Origin of the sequence: Marinobacter sp. S6332 (assembly GCF_023016045.1) — a bacterium.
Taxonomy (GTDB): domain Bacteria; phylum Pseudomonadota; class Gammaproteobacteria; order Pseudomonadales; family Oleiphilaceae; genus Marinobacter.
Genome location: NZ_JALKAP010000002.1, coordinates 303,361 through 321,067, shown reverse-complemented (window position 1 = coordinate 321,067; position 17,707 = coordinate 303,361). Strand labels below are relative to the sequence as shown.

The following is a 17,707-nucleotide window of genomic DNA, read 5'->3' as shown; positions in this document are numbered from 1 at the left end:
GGCCGCATGAAACTATTGAAAGTACTGGCACGGATTCTGGAGTATCCCACCGCGGAACTTCAGGCCTCCAAAGACGCCATGGTTGCCGCTGTTCTGGAGGACAGCCGGTTGCCACGGACAAACAAAGAGCAACTGCTCCAGTGTATTGACCGTTTATGCGATGGCGACCTGCTGGATCTCGAAGAAGCCTACACAGGCACCTTCGACAAAGGCCGCGCCACCTCGCTGCTGTTGTTTGAGCACGTTCATGGGGAGTCCCGTGACCGCGGTCAGGCCATGGTTGATCTGATGGAACAATATCGGGCCAACGGGCTGGAAATCGACGCCAAGGAGTTGCCGGATTATTTGCCGCTGTTCCTGGAGTATTTGTCTACCCGGCCTTGGGACGAGATTAAAAACTGGCTGGAAGATATCCACCACATTCTTGGCCTGTTGGGCGAGCGCCTGTACCAGCGTGAAAGCATCTATCACGTAGCCATGGACTCTTTGCTGGAACTGTCTGGTCGCACAACGAACCGTCAAGAGCTAGCACAGCTTGTGGCCTCTGAGGAGCGCGACGATACGGCAGAAGCTCTGGACAAGGTATGGGAAGAAGAAATGGTGAAGTTTGTGGATGATCAGGGCAGTTCCTGCAACACAGGTGGCGTTGTTGGTCAGCGCCGCCGGGAAATGGAACAGACCCAAACCATTCACCTCAGTGATCATCTGATGACGGATGTAACGCCCGCTCAGGCGCGTGCCGCCGCGAGAGACGCCTGACGGCGCAGGAGGAGACCAAGATGATGTCTTATCTGAATACACTGATTTTCGGGATTTACCCGTACATTGCTCTGGTGGTGATGATTGTTGGCACCTGGGCGAGATACGACCACGGGCAGTTCACCTGGAAGGCACATTCCAGCCAGATACTGCGTAAGAAAAACATGGTGTTGGCCAGCGTGTTGTTCCACGTAGGCATTCTGGTGATCTTCTTTGGTCATTTGGTTGGCTTGCTTACACCGCACTTCATGTATGAACCCTTCATGACAGCGGGTACCAAGCAGGTGATGGCGATTGTGGTGGGTGGTATTGCCGGGGTGATGTGCCTGGTTGGTGGTGCAATGTTGGCTTATCGCCGACTGACCGACCCCAGAATCAGCGCTAGCAGCACCTTTGCTGACAACATGATTATTGTTGTTCTTGTGGTTCAGGTGGCACTGGGCTTGGCAACTATCCTGCCAACACTGGGCCACCTTGATGGTGCCACCATGTTGCAATTGGCGGGTTGGGCACAAGCGATCTTTACCTTCCAGGGTGGGGCAGCGGAATACTTAGTGGGCGTACACTGGATCTATAAGCTCCATATGTTCCTTGGTCTGACCATCTTTGTACTTTTCCCCTTCACCCGTTTGGTGCACATGCTAAGTGTGCCGTTGGAGTATTTCGGGCGGAAGTATCAGGTGGTGCGTAAGCGGGCGTAAGAGATAAAGCGCCCCCTCTCCCCAACCCCTCTCCCGCGAGGGGAGAGGGGCTTTTACTGCACTGCTCTCTGGCGTGAGGGCAATCCCGCAGGTTGGGATGTGTAGCTCCGCTCTCCCCTCGTGGGAGAGGGGCTGGGGGAGAGGAGGGTGGCGCCACTGAAAACATATACGGAGACCTACCATGCAATTGATCCCCACCGGTGAGCCGGAAAAACCCAGAAATCAGTTCCCACCAGTGTATGTGGGTGAAACCCTGATTACCGAAGAAGATATTGCTCGGGAAATGCAGCACCATCCGGCTGAGGAGGTTGCTGAAGCTTGGCATGAAGCGGCTAAAAGCCTTGTTATTCGGGAGCTTTTATTGCAACGGGCGAAAGCTCTCAACTTACCGGAAGAACTAGACGAAGAAGCCGCGATCGCTCGTGTGTTAGAGCAAGAGCTCGATGTGCCGGAGCCCAGTGAAGAGGATTGCGAGCGCTTTCATGCGTCGAACCCGGATCGGTTCCGCAGCCCAACGCTCATGGCGGTGAGCCACATTCTGCTGGCCGCTGCGCCAGATGATGTGGAAGAACGCATGCGCCAAGAAGAAGTAGGGCGGCAGTTGTTGTCGTCACTTTTAGAAGGCCGTGCCCAGTTTTTGCCTTTAGCCAAGCAGTACTCTGCTTGCGAATCTCGTCATCAAGGCGGGAGCCTTGGCCAAATCAGTAAAGGGCAAACCGTCGAAGAGTTTGAAAGGCCTGTGCTCACACTCAAAGAGGGTCTGAATCCGGAATTGATTGAAAGCCGTTACGGCTGGCACATTGTGCGCGTAGATCAGCGCATTGATGGCGAGCAACTGCCATACGAACATGTGAAGCCGAAAATCCGCCAGTATTTGAGTGAAAGCGTCACCCGGCGGGCATGCCGTCAATATCTGCAAGTGTTGGCATTCGAGGCGGGGGTTCAAGGCGTAGATCTTGAATTGCCGGACTCACCTTTGATGCAGTAATTAAAAGCCGCGAACGAAAAGTCAATATACAAAGCAGGTAGTAATGCGAAGTTTTGCGTTAAGTCAATTTCCCCTGAATAACCGTGTTACTACCTCCATGGAGGGAGCGATTTTTCGAGAGTATCCTCCTATTATTTAAAACATGATTTTGAATGCATGATATGAGCGAGGATATGATAATGGTGGCGATGCAATCTGCAGAATCCCGCTACGCCAAACCGGTTATGGTGGCTACTAACACGCTAGTAGACGATGAAGGAGGGTTGCAGCCACTGCGCAGTCACGCCCTTTTCAGTGCACTCAGCGATTCGGATTTGGAGAATCTGATTCTACAATCCCGCCGCCTTCGCCTTGGGCATCACCAATTACTCTATCGTCAGGACATGCCCGCCCATCACTTTTTCTTTGTTATATCGGGTCGCTTGCGGCTGTATAGGCTGGACTCATCAGGCATTGATCGCACTCTTGATAGCATTGCGCCCGGCGATTGCTTTGCGGAAGTTATGATCTACGCCGACCCTGCCCGATACGCATGCTACGCCGAAGCACTGAAAACCAGTGAAGTTCTGATGATCCCTGTGAAAGCCTATCAGGAGCTACTTGATAGCAAGCCTGAGTACGCTAACGCAGCGCTTAGGCACTATGCCATGCGTGCAGTTTCCCGATTTCATGATCTTGAGATTATGACGGTTCAGAATGCCCGAGATCGGCTGATCCGATACTTGATTGACTTGCTGCCAAACGGCGTTGCAGAGGGTGGGGAAGTAGAGTTGCCTTTGCCAAAATGCTTGGTTGCATCAAGGCTCGCAATGCAGCCGGAAACCTTCTCTCGAATTTTGGCGGATCTTAAGTCTAACGGGTTGGTTAGGGTAAACCGGAGCAAACTGTTTATCTCCGATCCTAAAAGATTGATCGAAATCAGCCAGTAGAAATTAGAAAGGATATAGCCTTCATGATTAGCAGTTACAGTGATTTGATCAAAGCAACGAAAAGCGAGCGCGAACCCCAGCGTCTGTTGTTCGTTTTCTGCCGTGCTGAATTGCCAGATGATGCCTCCGCCGAGGAAAAAGCTGCATTCGAAAGGGGGGAGGGCGGCGCTCTCACTCCGGTTGTCTGTGTAGATAAAACCCCACAAGAGGTTTCAGAGTTTTCTGTACTGGCGGAAGAGTCTCGAAATACCGGCCAGTCATGGGATGTGGTGTTTGTCGCAGCCATGTCCGGCAGAGGCGGAACACCTCCATCGTCAGACGAAGCTCAGCAGCCGATGACCATGATGGTGGAATCCATTCGTTTGGGAAATGTCAGCAATTACCTACCCTTAGATACGAGTGGAAACGCCGTTAGCCTTGGTTAAACGGCGTTATCTATCTGGTTTTCACGGAAGACCTAACCACATAGAGGTATTTGATTTATTCCTCAGTCACCTAGGCTAGTTAATTCAAGCTTGGATGATTTGCTGTTTTTGTTGGGGGCTTGCTTTGAACGTTAATTTCCGTGTTGTTTTTTGTTTATTCACCCTGCTGTTGGCAACCTTGCCTCTGGCTCAGGCCGCCCCTCTTAGTCAGTATGAGCCGGTGGCCGGGCGCCAAGTTATCGAGAAAGCCTTTCCGGAAGTGACACGGCTGGAGCCCAGAGAAGGCAATCGCGCCATACAAGAGCTGTACGCTGGCGACGAGCTCAAAGGCTATGCTTACCAGTCACTCGATTTCGTACAAACCCCAGCCTATTCCGGCAAACCGCTGAACGCTATGGTGGTGTTGGATACTGAGGGCACCATTCGCTTTGCCAAAGTGATTCACCACGACGAGCCCATACTTTTGGTGGGTATTCCTGAAAGCAAGATGCATGACTTCACCGATCAGTACGCGGGGCTGAAAGCAGACCAGCGCGTGACTGTGGGCGGTACCTCTACCGAGCGTAAGGTCGCCGTAGATGGCCTCTCCGGAGCTACCGTAACGGTAATGGTGATCAACGAAGTTATTATGCGAACCGCTCACCGGGTGGGCGTTGAGCTGGGTTTGGTCGAAGGTAGTGGTACCAAGCGCCCGCCCACAGCTGAAGTCATTATGGATGGTTTTCAGGCCCGTACCTGGGAGCAGCTAACTGGTGATGGCTCAATTCGCCGTATGCTGCTAACCAAAGGTCAGGTAGATGACTCCTTTAAAGGCACCGATGCAGAAGGTATCGAAATAGCCGCACAGGACGAGCGTGATGAAGCTCTAATAGACCTGTATACAGCCTATCTGGACACACCAACCATTGGCCGGAATTTGCTCGGAGAGAGCCAGTACGACTGGCTGATGTCTGAATTGAAAGAGGGTGAGCAAGCAATTGCCGTTATGGCAAACGGTGAGTACTCCTTCAAAGGCTCCGGCTATGTGCGCGGTGGTATATTCGACCGCGTTCAGATTCGTCAGTACGGCGACACCTTCAATTTCCGGGATCTAGATTTCTATCGCCTCAACGATGTTTATGCTGAAGGCATGCCGGGTTTCAAGGAAATGGCAATTTTTATTGTTCGGCAACAGCACAACTTCGACCCCGGCACACCCTGGACTCTGGAGCTGACCGTAAAGCGCCAGACAGGACCTCTGGACAGTGAATTTCAGGTGTTCCCGCTGGAGTACCAGTTGCCGGATCAGTACTACACCCGTGCAGAGCCTGTTCTGACGGAAGAAGAGTGGCTTGAGGAGCAGCCTTTGTGGGTGCAGGTGTGGTATCAACGTCAGTTTCAGGTGATCGTGCTGGGTATTGGTATTGGTGTGCTGCTGCTGATTTTGTTCTTTCAGGACTGGCTGGTGAAAAAGCCTAAGATTACGCGCTGGATTCGCCACGCATTCCTCACCTATACGCTGTTTTTCATTGGTTGGTATGCCTTGGGTCAGTTATCGATCGTTAACGTATTGGCGTTCGTGCACAGTCTGGTCAGTGGCTTCACTTGGGAAACCTTCCTCATTGACCCGATTATCTTTGTGCTCTGGGCCTCTGTGGCAGGCATTGTGCTGCTGTGGGGACGTGCGGTTTATTGCGGCTGGCTATGCCCGTTTGGTGCCCTGCAGGAGTTGATCAACGAAATTGCTCGTTTCTTCAAAGTGCCCCAGTACGACGTGCCTTGGGCCATTCACGAACGATTGTGGGCCGTTAAGTACATTGTGTTGCTGGTGCTGTTCGGGGTGTCTCTGGATTCTCTAGCAACTGCTGAAAAGATGGCAGAAATCGAGCCTTTCAAAACCGCGATTACCCTGCACTTTGATCGCAGTTGGCCGTTTGTCACCTACGCATTGCTTTTGCTCGTAGTGAATATTTTTACTCGCAAAGTATTCTGCCGCTACATGTGCCCGCTGGGTGCTGCCTTGGCGCTGCCTACCAAACTGCGTGTGTTCGACTGGCTCAAACGCCGTAAGGAGTGCGGCAACCCTTGTCAGCTATGCGCCAAGGAATGTGAGGTTCAGGCTATTCATCCGGACGGCACCATTAATTATCAGGAATGCCATTATTGTCTGGATTGTCAGATGACCTATTTCGATGACCACAAGTGTCCGCCGCTGATTGTTAAGCGAAGAGGCAAACGTCGTGGTCACAACGCGCCGGGCCACCCGGAGGAGATTCCGGTGGTGCAGGTGACGTAGCAGAGCAAAACCAAAAAAAAGAGAAATAGAACCGCCATTACTAATAACGGAGTTGGATGTTATGAAAAAGACAGATGAGCTTAAGAAGGATGTGGTTGAAAATGGCGAAAGCGGCTTGAGCCGTCGCCGCTTTCTGGGCGCCACTGCGCTGGCCGGTGCGGTTGGTGCTGCGGGCCTAGGTGGTGCTGTAATGACTCGTGAGTCCTTTGCCGCTGCGGCGAAAGAAGCTCAGAATAAGATCCACGTAGGGCCGGGCGAACTGGACGAGTACTACGGTTTCTGGAGCGGTGGTCACCAGGGTGAAGTTCGGGTTCTGGGTGTTCCATCCATGCGTGAGCTGATGCGTATTCCTGTGTTCAACGTGGATTCAGCGACAGGTTGGGGTATCACCAACGAGAGTAAGGATGTTCTCGGCCACGACAACAAGTTCCTGAACGGTGACTGCCACCACCCTCACGTATCCATGACCGATGGTCGTTATGACGGAAAATACCTGTTCATCAACGACAAGGCCAACACCCGTGTTGCGCGTATCCGTCTGGATATCATGAAGTGTGACAAGATCACTACTATTCCAAACGTGCAGGCCATCCACGGCTTGCGTCTGCAGAAGGTGCCGCACACCAAGTACGTTTTCTGCAACGCAGAATATATGATCCCGCACCCTAACGATGGCAGCGATTTTTCCATGGAGAACAGCTACACCATGTTCAACGCACTGGATGCGGAAACCATGGAAGTGGCCTGGCAGGTGATTGTCGACGGTAACCTGGACAACACCGACGCCGACTACACCGGCAAGTACGCAGCCTCTACCTGTTACAACTCGGAAAAAGCCAAAGATCTTGCGGGCACCATGCGCAACGATCGCGATTGGGTGGTTGTGTTCAACGTTGAGCGCATCGAGGAAGCCGTAAAGAATGGCGATTTCAAGACGCTAGGCGATTCCAAAGTTCCTGTTGTCGATGGCCGTGGCAAATCCAGACTTACCCGTTACATTCCTGTGCCTAAAAACCCGCACGGTGTGAACACTTCTCCGGACGGTAAGTACTTCATTGCAGCCGGTAAACTGTCGCCTACTTGCACGGTTATTGCGATCGATAAGTTGGACGATGTGTTTGATGACAAAATCGAACTTCGCGATGTTGTTGTTGCCGAGCCAGAGCTGGGTCTTGGGCCTTTGCACACCACCTACGATGGCCGCGGTAACGCTTATACCACGCTGTTTATTGACAGCCAGGTAGCCAAGTGGAACATCGCTGATGCCATCAGGCACTATAACGGTGAAGATGTTAACTATCTGCGCCAGAAGCTGGATGTGCATTACCAGCCAGGCCATAACCATGCGTCGCTGACCGAGTCCCGGGATGCCGATGGCAAGTGGCTGGTGGTTCTGTCCAAGTTCTCCAAGGACCGTTTCTTGCCGGTTGGCCCCTTGCACGCTGAGAATGATCAGCTGATTGATATTTCCGGTGAGGAGATGAAGCTGGTTCACGATGGCCCAGCCTTCGCCGAGCCGCACGACTGCATTATGGTTCGTCGCGATCAGATCAAAACCAAGAAGGTTTATACTCGCGACGATCCTTACTTTGCTAGCGCCCGCGCTCAGGCTGAGAAGGATGGCATTACGCTGGAATCCGATAACAAGGTGATTCGCGATGGTAATAAGGTTCGCGTTTACATGACGTCGGTTGCGCCTATGTTCGGCTTGACGGAATTTAAGGTGAAGCAGGGCGATGAGGTGACTGTTTATGTTACCAATCAGGATACCATTGAGGATGTGACTCATGGTTTCTCTATGGTTAACCATGGTGTGAGCATGGAGATCAGCCCACAGCAGACGTCTTCGGTTACGTTCATTGCGGATAAGCCGGGCGTTAACTGGTACTACTGCAACTGGTTCTGTCACGCTCTGCACATGGAGATGACTGGGCGGATGTTGGTAGAGAAGGCTTGATTTAGGCGTTTTGGCCGGAGCTCTTTATGGGCTCCGGTTCTTCTGGCTTTGAGCAACAATACACAGGAAGAGCCACTTCCAAAACACGCTGTAAATACGTCCATGTACGCTTGGCTTCGCCCTTTAGCGCTAATGCTCCTGCGTCGCGCTAAAGGTCCTGGGCAAGCCGTCCATGGCTTGCCCGTGAAGTGCTTCGCACTCCACCCATGGCTTCGCACAGTTTTGGAAGTGGCTCTTCCTGTGTATTGCCCAACTTTGGCAATAGCTTCCAGTGTGAGAACCGATTTAATGCACCACATTTTGCGCGTAGTTGCGGCCCTGACAGCCGCGTTACTATCGCTGACCGCTCAGGCCGATATTCAGCAGAAGCTGGATGATCTGGAGCCGGGCGCTTCTTTTGAGCTTCCACCTGAAAACCTTTCGTCTTTGGCTATCCGGGTGCCGGGGGTGACTGTCGCCTGCAGTCCGGAAACGCTTATTGATGGCGGGGGCACGGGCAATGCGGTGAAGATTGTGGCCGAGAGGGTAACGCTCACCGGGTGCCGTATCCGTAACTGGGGTACGGATCTGAATGAGTTGGATGCTGGGGTGTTTGTCAACCGAGAGGCCCGTGGTGCCACCGTGGAGAATAACTATCTTCAGGGCCAGGCGTTTGGTGTCTGGCTGGATGCGGCACCGGATGTGACGGTGAGGAACAATACCATTCGTGGTGATGCGACTGTTCGTCCGAACGATCGTGGGAATGGTATTCATTTGTTCAATACCACCGGGGCTTTGATTGAAGGGAATGATATTCGCCAAACCCGGGATGCGATTTATATTGAGACGGCGAACGGGAATAAGATTCGCAATAACACTATGTCGGATCTGCGTTACGGGATTCACTATATGTATTCCATGGATAATCTGTTGGAAGGCAATGTGACCCGAGGAACCCGCACTGGGTATGCGCTGATGCAGAGCAAGCGGCTTACGGTGCTCAATAACCGGTCGGAGAATGATGAGAATTACGGCATTTTGATGAACTTTATTACCCAGTCTGTTTTGCGGGGGAATGTAGTTTCTGGTGTGTCGCAGGGCCAGACCGCGGGTGTTTCTGTATCTGGCGCTGAAGGGAAAGCCGTTTTTATCTATAACTCTTTGTACAATACTTTTGAAAACAACGTGTTTCGAGACAGTGGTGTGGGTATCCATTTAACCGCAGGTTCGGAGGATAACGAGGTTTTCCGTAATGCGTTTATCAACAATCAACGTCAAGTAAAGTATGTCGCCCTGCGCACTCAGGAGTGGTCTAAGGACGGTGAGGGTAATTTCTGGAGTGACTATCTGGGTTGGGATCGCAATCAGGATGGTGTTGGTGATGTGCCCTACGAGCCCAATGACAATGTTGATCGTTTGCTATGGACTTATCCGGAAGCGAAAATTCTGATGTTTAGCCCTGCGGTGGATACGTTGCGTTGGGTTCAGGAAGCGTTTCCAGTAGTTAAGGCCGCGGGGGTGACCGATTCACACCCGTTGATGAGTCCGCCCAAAATGTTGCAACCGGAGTCCTGATGAGCTGTTTTCGTCTTGAGAATGTGAGCTACAAGTACGATAAGGCGTTGGTGTTGAATGGCGTTGATTTGCGGCTTGAGCCTGGAGAGATTCTTGGGTTGTTTGGCCACAACGGCGCTGGCAAAACGACCAGTATCAAGTTGATTCTGGGGTTGATGACACCATCCCAAGGTAAGGTGTCGGTTTTGGAGGGCGAAGCTGGCGACCCCAAAATCAGCCAGTACATCGGGTACCTGCCAGAGAATGTGATGTTTTATCCACAGCTCACAGGTCGTGAGATTCTTGCGCATTTTGCTCGATTAAAAGGCGCGAACCTACGCCAAGTGCCTGAGCTGCTGGAGCAGGTGGGGTTAGATGACGCGATGGATGCCCGAGTTAAAACCTATTCCAAAGGCATGCGCCAGCGCCTTGGGCTCGCGCAAGCGTTGCTTGGTAAACCTCGGTTGTTGATGTTAGACGAGCCTACAGTTGGGCTGGACCCGGTGGCGACGGCTGATCTTTACCGCCTCTTACGCAAGTTGCGGGATGAAGGCACGGGGATTGTTCTTTGCTCCCATGTGCTTCCCGGTGTGGAGCCATATATTGATCGGGCGGCGATTCTTACTGACGGCAGTTTGAAAGCAGTGGGAGATCTGGCCTCGTTGCGTAGGCAAGCTAATATGCCCACCACGCTTTCTATAGAACCGGAAAACACCGTTGCGGCACTGGAGTCTGTTGTCAATAGCGCCAAGGCTTCGGCAGGGCTAATGATGCGCCACGATAATGGACGGCTGCATGTGGATGTTCGCCCAGCGGAAAAAATGGAGCTGGTGAAGGCTCTGATGGCCTCCGGGGAGGTGCGTGACTTAGGTATTTACCAGCCAACACTGGAGGACGTGTACGTGCACTTTATAGGGTCGGGTGGTCTTGCCCATCGTGGAGGTGCGCAATGAACAGTATCTGGACTATTGCACGTAAGGAGTTGAGCGACAGCTTGCGCAACCGTTGGCTGATTGCCATCGCCATAGTGTTCGCAACTCTCGCAGTGGGTATCGCTTGGTTTGGTGCCGCAGCATCTGGTCAGGTGGGTTACGCATCTACCCCTGCAACGATTGCCAGCCTTGCCAGTTTGGGTATTTTCCTCATTCCGCTTATTGCCCTGCTCTTGGCCTATGACGCCATTGTAGGGGAGGAAGAGGGCGGCACCTTGTTGCTATTAATGACCTACCCCCTAAGCCGTGGGCAGTTGTTGTTCGGCAAGTTTCTCGGCCACGGGCTGACATTGGCACTGGCCACTTTGATTGGCTTTGGCGTGGCAGGTGTTGCCATTGCATTGCTGGTAGAAGATGTCGCTGTAGGCGCTCTGGCTGTCGCCATGTTCCGCTTTATCGTTTCGACCACATTGTTAGGCTGGAGTTTTATTGCACTGGCGTATGTCGTTAGCGTGCGTGTAAGCGAGAAACCTGTTGCTGCAGGACTAGCTTTAGCGATCTGGTTTTTCTTTGTGTTGATATTCGATTTGATGCTGCTGGGCACACTGGTTGCAAGCCAAGGCGAATTCAACCCTGAACTACTACCCTGGCTTCTGCTACTCAATCCCACAGATATCTACCGCTTGCTAAATATAGTGACGTTTAGCGATAGCGCGCAGCTCAGTGGCGTTCTAAGCCTTGGGGCAGACTTGCCCATTGGCCCGAGCGGGCTTTGGCTAGCATTGGTTCTTTGGTTTGTTATTCCCTTAACTGGCGCATGGGCGTTGTTCCGTAGCCGACGCATTTAACCTTAGCCCCTTAATTATGGAGAACTCCATGAAACCTGTTCGTTTAAAATTACTGCCAGCATTGCTGATGTTTGCACTATTTCTGGTCGGCTGCTCCGGGGAAACTGAAAAAATCGTCGAAAAACCTGCTGCGGTACATATAGAAGATGGCGACGAGTGCCACGTATGCGGCATGGCCATAACCCGCTTCCCTGGCCCTAAGGGCGAAGTGATTACCGAGAAAGAGCAAACCGTCTACAAATTTTGCTCCACCCGTGACATGTTCGCATGGGCACTGCAGCCAGAGAACACAATGCGCAAGCACACGCTGTATGTTCACGACATGAGCCAAACCGAATGGGAGAGCCCCGACGACACCGCCCTGATAGACGCCCGCGAAGCTGTTTACGTGGTCGGCTCAGAACGCAAAGGCGCCATGGGCCAGACATTGGTGAGCTTCTCCACCGAATCGGCTGCCCATGACTTCATGATGGAACGCGGTGGTGAGTTATTGGCTTTTGATGCAATTACCTTGGAGCACCTCAACACAGAGATGCCCGCTGGTGAAATGCATGGCGATATGGGGCATTAAGGCCGGACCCTTCTCCATAGGGCGCGCCCCACAATCTTCAACTTGTCCCAGGTTGCCATCCGAGACAAGTTGGTCTTAACCTCCCCCGCTGTAAACCGTGTTGATCTGCACCGGTGCGGCTGACCGCATCTGCCATAAACGCGCCGCCGCACTCATGGGTTACAAGTGTCGGCTCAATGCTCTCAGAACGGTTGAGCTCGTCATAAATTTCAGTGGTGTGTACACCCGGAATGCCAAAGGTGCGGCGTATGCCTAGTTGCTCCAAAGCGTGGCGAACAAGAGTCGCGCCCGTTTTTTTCATGGATATGCCCTGAGAATTATTGTTGTGTTTTAAGCAGGGCTTTGACTGGCGAGAAGGCCGTTGAAATTGCAGTCGGAGGTTTGCCGGGGATTAACCCCCGGTCATGTTCATGAAGCGCAGAATCTGCACATCGCCATTGGTGGAGAAGTGGTGGCGCTCCGGCTTTAGGTCCATGGAGTCGATGATGGTTTGTCGGAGTTTGTCATTGGTTACCGGATGGCCACGAAGTACCCGGCGAAGATCAACAGAGTGCTCGTTGCCCAAACAAAGCAGCAACCTGCCCTCAACGGTTACCCGCACGCGGTTGCAAGTTGAGCAAAAATTGTGGGAGTGGGGCGAGATAAAGCCAACTTTAATGGGGCTGTCAGACATTCGGTAATAGCGTGCGGGGCCGCCGGAGTCTTCCGGCGTTGGCCTCAAATCGTGGTGCTGGCGGACTATGTCGCGCACCTCGTCACTGGTACATAAAGCCTGACCACGGTCGTGTTCGGAAATTTCACCCAGTGGCATTTCTTCAATAAAAGTAATGTCGACGTTTTTCTTTCGCGCAAACTCGATTAAATCCGGAACTTCGTGATCATTCCCGCCTTTCATTACAACGGTATTGAGTTTAATGCCTTTAAACCCGGCCGCTCTGGCTGCGTCTATACCTTCTAGAACCTGCGACAGCTTGCCCGTGCGGGTAATGCTGGCAAACTTATCCGGGTCTAAAGAGTCCAGACTAATATTCAGTCGCTTCAGGCCAGCTCGTTGCAGTGGCTCTGCCATGGTTGGCAACTGGCTGCCATTAGTGGTCATGGCAAAGTCACGCAGGCCGTAGGTACCTATTTCCCGAACCAGTTCGAGAATGTCTTTGCGAACCAGAGGTTCCCCACCGGTGAGGCGGATTTTTTCTGTGCCCAGAGATACGAATGTTTTCGCTACTCGGGCAATTTCCTCAAGCGTTAAAACCTGTTGCCGGGGCAGAAAGGTCATCTCTTCTGCCATGCAATAAACGCAGCGAAAATCGCAGCGGTCGGTAACGGACAGGCGCACGTAATTGACGGTTCTGCCAAAACGGTCTGTCAGCTTGCTCTTGGACATCGGTATCTTTCCTGTAACTGCTGAATGCGCGTTTACGGATTACTGATAGGTCGAGTATCGCAGAATCAAACAGGGAAGCCGATACCCCTCGTTAGGTAAGCCAGCCTAATGCCTTTGGCGGTGTTTGCTTTGTTGAACGGGCCTGATTGATTTCTAGGTTGTGGTTGATCTTTGCTCAAAAGGTGTTTATAAAATACTTGTTATTAGTTGGGCGCTCATCCCTGATGCCCGCTGAAGGTCCCTTTGGAGGATAGAATGGAAAAACTGCTGTTTCGTGCCAATAGCGCTATGGTCTGGTCTTTGTTCGGCCTGATAGCCACCATTTTGATGGCTTACCCCTTTGCCGGGCGATTTCCTATGATGATTCAAGTGCTTGCCCATGTGGGCACTTTGCTGTTTGCGGTTGGTATCAAGATTTCTTATGTCGCCCGGCTGGTATTTTTAAGTCGCCTCGGAAGACCTGTCCACTGATTAGCGTTAGAATAGGTGAAAGATTGAACAGGGGTGAGGTTCCCGCTATGGCCGCTCGATCCGGCAAAACCGGTTTCAGGGTTCTTGCGTACATATCAATAGCTTTGGCTGCCATCGGCGTGGTTTTGCCTTTGCTGCCCACCACTCCCTTTGTTTTGTTGGCAGCTTTCTTTGCCAGCAAAGGCTCTCCGGCGTTCGCCAGTTGGCTGGAGGAGCACCCGACGTTTGGTCCAGCCATACTAGATTGGCGCCGAAACCGGGTTATACCCAAAAAGGCCAAAGTGCTGGCTTGCAGCATGATGTTGCTCAGCTGGAGTTTGTTGTTTTTTATGGGTGTGGCGGCAATTGTATTGGCTATATCAGGCACTTTTATGGCGTGCGTGGCGATGTACTTGCTAACTCGGCCTTCGTATTAACTTAACGGCTTTCACTGAATATCTGGAGTATTGAATGCATATTACCCGATACACCGACTACTCACTCAGAGTGCTGATTTATTTGGCGGTGCAGGGTGATCGCCTGGCAACGATTCAGGAAATTGCCGACAGCTACGATATCTCAAAAAACCACTTGATGAAGGTGGTGCACCAGCTCAACAAAAAGGGCTATATAGAAACAGTGCGAGGCAAAAAAGGCGGCATGAGGCTGCACATGGCGCCAGAAGATATCAACGTGGGCGTGCTGGTACGCGAAACCGAGCATGATCTGAGCATTGTTGAATGTTACTCCTCTAAAAATGCCTGCAAAATCGCTCCGGTTTGCGGGCTCAAGCCCATGTTCGGAGAAGCTCTGCAGGCATTCCTTTCAGTGCTTGATAAATACACTCTGCAAGACATTATGAAAGATCAGCACAAGCCGCAGTTGCTAAGATTGCTCCAGATCGCCTGACGGCCTGCTTAGGTTGGCTGACCTATGAGCTTAGTGCGCAGTCGGTCAGGCAGAGAGTAGGTCAGTATTCTTTTCACTACGGTGCCGTACTGGTGCCCAAAACTGCCTGTGTTGTAACCTATGCCGTGTTTGCGGCATACCGCCTGAACTTTGTCGGAAATCTCCGGGTAACGGTGTGCCGGCAGATCCGGGAAAACATGGTGTTCGATCTGATAGCTCAAGTGTCCGCTGAGCAGATGTACCCATTTGCTGCCGGTAAAGTTTGAGGAGCCGGTAAGCTGGCGTAAATACCAGTGTCCCTTGCTCTCATTTTCGCAGTCTTTTGCGTTAAAGGTTTCAGCATCCTGAGTGAAGTGCCCGCAGAAGATCACGGTGGACGACCACAAGTTGCGCATCAGATTGGCCCCAAGGTTACCCGCCAGTACGATGGGTGCTACGGGTAGCGTAATAAGCGGGAAGAATACATAGTCTTTGAACGCCTGCCTGCCGCCTTTACGTAGGAAATCCTTTAGAAACGGAAGTTTGTCTCTCAAGCGGATCTCGCCGCGTCGTATCCGCTCGAACTCCAGTTCGTGCAAGCTAACACCCCATTGGAAAAACACGCTCAACAGAATGTAGTTTAGAAACTGCAGGCTGTGGGCCGGGTGCCATTTTTCATCATCACTCAGACGCAGCAGGGCGTAGCCGTAGTCACGGTCTTTACCGATGATGTTGGTGTAGGTGTGGTGCTCGAAATTGTGGGTTCGTCGCCAGGAGTCTGATGAACACGCGGTGTCCCACTCGTAGGTTTGCGAGTGTAGAGATGGGTCGTTCATCCAGTCATACTGGCCATGCATTACATTGTGGCCAATTTCCATGTTTTCTATGATTTTAGAAAGACCGAGAGAAACCGTTGCCGCCACAAAAACGGGTGGGATTAAGCCGAACGGCATCATTACCCTACCTCCCACTTCAAGGGCACGGTGCAAGCGGATGACTCGGCGTATGTAGCGCGCATCCCGCTCTCCCAAGTCTGCGAGAATCTCATCACGAATGGTGTTCAGGTCTTGCTCCAGTTCTTGGAGCTGTACCTCTGTCATCTGTTTCATAGTCTTGCTCCTTAAACGTCGATAGTTACAGGGCCATGGGGAATGGATATACAAAGCTGAACGCTTTCCTCCCCAGAGCCGGAGGCTTTACCGGTGAGTCGATTGATGACTGTGCCGCTGGTTTTGCGGCAACTGCATTGGTGGCAAATACCCATGCGGCAGCCGTGGCGTGGTTTAAGGCCTGACGCCTCGGCGATTTCGAGTAGGCTGGCATCGCCCTCAGAGCTGGCTTCCAGATTGCTCTTGCCGAACTGCACTTTGCCGCCAAGAACCTGATCTGCCAGATCGGCGTTCAAAGCTGGAGTTGCCGAAGAAAAGAAAGTGCTGTGGATGTCCTTTTCGCGCACACCCTGCTGATGCAATAACTCATTGGCCAGATCCATCAGACCTTTTGGTCCGCACAGAAATACGCGCCTTGCTTTGAGGCCTGGCACAGCTTTTAGGTCTTGGCTTTTCAAGTAACGGGGCTTGTCGTTTTCATTGGTAGCGATAATGTTCAAGGTTAGAGCGCTGTAGCGGCTTGCAAGAGCCTTCAAGCGCTCTTCCGCAATGACATCCCGCTGGGTGCGCACGAAATAAAGCAGGGTGACCGGTGCCCGGAAGTCGCGCGTGGCCATGGTTTCCAGTTGGCTAAGAATCGGTGTAATACCGCTGCCGCCAGCGATAAAGAGCACCGGTTGAGGCGTTTTTGGTAACAGGAAGTCTCCAAAGGCCTCATCCAAACCTAACACCTGCCCTTGACCGAGGTGGTCATGCAGCCAGTTGGTTACCAGACCGCCGGGCAGCCGTTTGATGGTTAGGGTAACCAGTCCCTGTGTAGACCATAGCTCGGGGGAACTGGATAGGCTGAACGTGCGCGTGTGTTTAACGCCGTTAATCTCAACGGATATGTTGACGTGTTGGCCTGCTTGAAAGCCAGCCCAGCGTGCTGCCGGTTTCATTACAAATGTGCGTGTGTCAGCGGTTTCTTCAATAACCTGCTCGACCCTTGCAGGTGTTTGGCTTTGCACCAACATGGGGTCTAGCGTCTCCAGCAGTGGGTCAAAGAAGGCAGCCGGATCATTCCGATTAAAAAGCTGCTTTCCAAGCCAGTGCAGTGCGTTTGTTTGAGTGTTTCTTGCCAGCATGATGCTTTCTCCTTATGCGGCCTAACCTAATGTGTACACTTGTGCACATGTTGTGTACGACTGTACACATGGGGGTGTGAGCAAACAATGGGGAGCTTTTCGTTGGCACGAAATGACAAGCATTTGATACTTTATTTTTTATGTATGTGTACACTTGTTACCCTAACCCAACGATAAATGCGGTATGGGCAAGTCATGTCGGAAAGAAAAAAGCGCAAACCCGGGGAGACCCGTGAAAAGCTGATGAGTGCCGTGCTAACACTAGTAGGCAAGGGGCGACATTTCGCCAGCCTAGGTATTCGTGAAGTAACGCGTCAGGCGGGTGTGGTTCCTACTTCTTTTTACCGGCACTTTCGCAACATGGATGATTTGGGGTTGCAACTGGTCGATGAGCTTGGGCTGGTGCTGCGGCGAATGATGCGGGAGGCGCGTGAAAACGTCTTTCAGGCGGATAAGCTTATTGAGGAGTCGGTAGGGATTTTTGTCAGCCATGCACAGGCTAACCGCAGTTTCTTTTTGTTTATGGCCCAAGGGTTGGCGGGGGAAAGCCGGGCTATTCAAGACGGCATTCGCAGTGAAATGCGATATTTTTCCACGGAGTTGGCGAACGACTTGCGGCGACTGAAACTGGCAGACCACCTTACTGACGGAGATCTTGAAATGACCTGCGATCTGGTGGTTCGCAGTGTCGCCTTCAGCCTTACCGACCTAATGGGCGTTTCGGCTGAAGACGAGTATCAGGTAGAGCAAATACGGAAGCGGACATGCCGCTTCCTTCAGCTCATCTTCGTTGGTGCTGCGCACTGGGATAACAAACAGGCCTAATCTAGC

General features: G+C 52.2%; 19 protein-coding genes. 15 read left to right on the top strand and 4 right to left on the bottom strand.

Features of this window, described 5'->3' with window-relative positions; all coding sequences use genetic code 11:
- Positions 1-6 precede the first annotated feature (6 nt).
- From narJ to MWU62_RS04140, 11 genes are all read left to right on the top strand, one after another.
- Positions 7-759 (top strand): nitrate reductase molybdenum cofactor assembly chaperone, encoded by a 753-nt coding sequence (gene narJ / locus MWU62_RS04190; protein ID WP_247113668.1) that lies wholly within the window; start codon positions 7-9, stop codon positions 757-759.
- 23 nt (positions 760-782) lie between these two features.
- Positions 783-1,460 (top strand): respiratory nitrate reductase subunit gamma, encoded by a 678-nt coding sequence (gene narI, locus MWU62_RS04185; protein ID WP_247113779.1) that lies wholly within the window; start codon positions 783-785, stop codon positions 1,458-1,460.
- 181 nt (positions 1,461-1,641) lie between these two features.
- Complete coding sequence (locus MWU62_RS04180; RefSeq protein WP_247113667.1) at positions 1,642-2,448, top strand: peptidylprolyl isomerase; 807 nt, start codon at positions 1,642-1,644, stop codon at positions 2,446-2,448.
- Between the two features lie 179 nt (positions 2,449-2,627).
- Positions 2,628-3,377, top strand: coding sequence for a Crp/Fnr family transcriptional regulator (locus MWU62_RS04175; RefSeq protein WP_247113778.1), 750 nt, complete (start codon positions 2,628-2,630; stop codon positions 3,375-3,377).
- 23 nt (positions 3,378-3,400) lie between these two features.
- Positions 3,401-3,802: a ribonucleotide reductase subunit alpha gene (locus MWU62_RS04170; RefSeq protein WP_247113666.1), complete on the top strand. Its 402-nt coding sequence runs from the start codon at positions 3,401-3,403 to the stop codon at positions 3,800-3,802.
- Positions 3,803-3,971: 169 nt separating this feature from the next.
- Positions 3,972-6,077: a NosR/NirI family protein gene (locus MWU62_RS04165; protein ID WP_247113777.1), complete on the top strand. Its 2,106-nt coding sequence runs from the start codon at positions 3,972-3,974 to the stop codon at positions 6,075-6,077.
- Between the two features lie 61 nt (positions 6,078-6,138).
- A complete protein-coding gene (gene nosZ / locus MWU62_RS04160; RefSeq protein ID WP_247113665.1) occupies positions 6,139-8,034 on the top strand; it encodes a TAT-dependent nitrous-oxide reductase in 1,896 nt (631 codons plus the stop codon).
- Between the two features lie 288 nt (positions 8,035-8,322).
- Positions 8,323-9,588 (top strand): nitrous oxide reductase family maturation protein NosD, encoded by a 1,266-nt coding sequence (locus MWU62_RS04155; RefSeq protein WP_247113776.1) that lies wholly within the window; start codon positions 8,323-8,325, stop codon positions 9,586-9,588.
- On the top strand, positions 9,588-10,520 hold the full coding sequence (locus MWU62_RS04150; protein ID WP_247113664.1) for an ABC transporter ATP-binding protein: 933 nt from the start codon (positions 9,588-9,590) through the stop codon (positions 10,518-10,520). Before MWU62_RS04155 ends, MWU62_RS04150 begins: the two co-directional genes overlap by 1 nt.
- Entirely contained in the window at positions 10,517-11,347 is an 831-nt protein-coding gene (locus MWU62_RS04145) for an ABC transporter permease subunit (protein WP_247113663.1), read from the top strand. The genes MWU62_RS04150 and MWU62_RS04145 overlap by 4 nt, the downstream gene beginning before the upstream one ends.
- Positions 11,348-11,375: 28 nt before the next feature.
- Positions 11,376-11,918, top strand: a complete 543-nt coding sequence (locus MWU62_RS04140; protein WP_247113662.1) for a nitrous oxide reductase accessory protein NosL — start codon at positions 11,376-11,378, stop codon at positions 11,916-11,918.
- Positions 11,919-11,955: 37 nt separating this feature from the next.
- Here MWU62_RS04140 and MWU62_RS04135 read toward each other — a convergent pair whose 3' ends face one another.
- Complete coding sequence (locus MWU62_RS04135; protein ID WP_247113661.1) at positions 11,956-12,219, bottom strand: thiamine pyrophosphate-binding protein; 264 nt, start codon at positions 12,217-12,219, stop codon at positions 11,956-11,958.
- Between the two features lie 90 nt (positions 12,220-12,309).
- Entirely contained in the window at positions 12,310-13,302 is a 993-nt protein-coding gene (gene moaA / locus MWU62_RS04130; protein WP_247113660.1) for a GTP 3',8-cyclase MoaA, read from the bottom strand.
- Between the two features lie 255 nt (positions 13,303-13,557).
- Here moaA and MWU62_RS04125 point away from each other — a divergent pair, with 255 nt between their 5' ends.
- Genes MWU62_RS04125 through MWU62_RS04115 form a run of 3 tightly spaced genes read left to right on the top strand, consistent with a single transcriptional unit; the run spans position 13,558 to position 14,661 of the window.
- Positions 13,558-13,773 (top strand): hypothetical protein, encoded by a 216-nt coding sequence (locus MWU62_RS04125; protein ID WP_200361907.1) that lies wholly within the window; start codon positions 13,558-13,560, stop codon positions 13,771-13,773.
- 47 nt (positions 13,774-13,820) lie between these two features.
- The gene (locus MWU62_RS04120) at positions 13,821-14,189 is read left to right on the top strand and encodes a YbaN family protein (protein WP_247113659.1); all 369 of its coding nucleotides are present in this window, start codon (positions 13,821-13,823) and stop codon (positions 14,187-14,189) included.
- 34 nt (positions 14,190-14,223) lie between these two features.
- Positions 14,224-14,661 carry an Rrf2 family transcriptional regulator gene (locus MWU62_RS04115; RefSeq protein WP_247113658.1) on the top strand — a complete coding sequence of 146 codons (438 nt, stop codon included), beginning with the start codon at positions 14,224-14,226 and terminating at the stop codon, positions 14,659-14,661.
- A gap of 8 nt (positions 14,662-14,669) precedes the next feature.
- On the opposite strand, the gene MWU62_RS04110 is transcribed toward MWU62_RS04115, so the two are convergent.
- Positions 14,670-15,749, bottom strand: a complete 1,080-nt coding sequence (locus tag MWU62_RS04110) for an acyl-CoA desaturase (RefSeq protein ID WP_247113657.1) — start codon at positions 15,747-15,749, stop codon at positions 14,670-14,672.
- Positions 15,750-15,760: 11 nt separating this feature from the next.
- On the bottom strand, positions 15,761-16,876 hold the full coding sequence (locus MWU62_RS04105) for a ferredoxin reductase (RefSeq protein ID WP_247113656.1): 1,116 nt from the start codon (positions 16,874-16,876) through the stop codon (positions 15,761-15,763).
- Between the two features lie 195 nt (positions 16,877-17,071).
- On the opposite strand from MWU62_RS04105, the gene MWU62_RS04100 reads away from it, so the two are divergent.
- Positions 17,072-17,701: a TetR family transcriptional regulator gene (locus tag MWU62_RS04100; protein ID WP_200361902.1), complete on the top strand. Its 630-nt coding sequence runs from the start codon at positions 17,072-17,074 to the stop codon at positions 17,699-17,701.
- Positions 17,702-17,707: the final 6 nt, after the last annotated feature.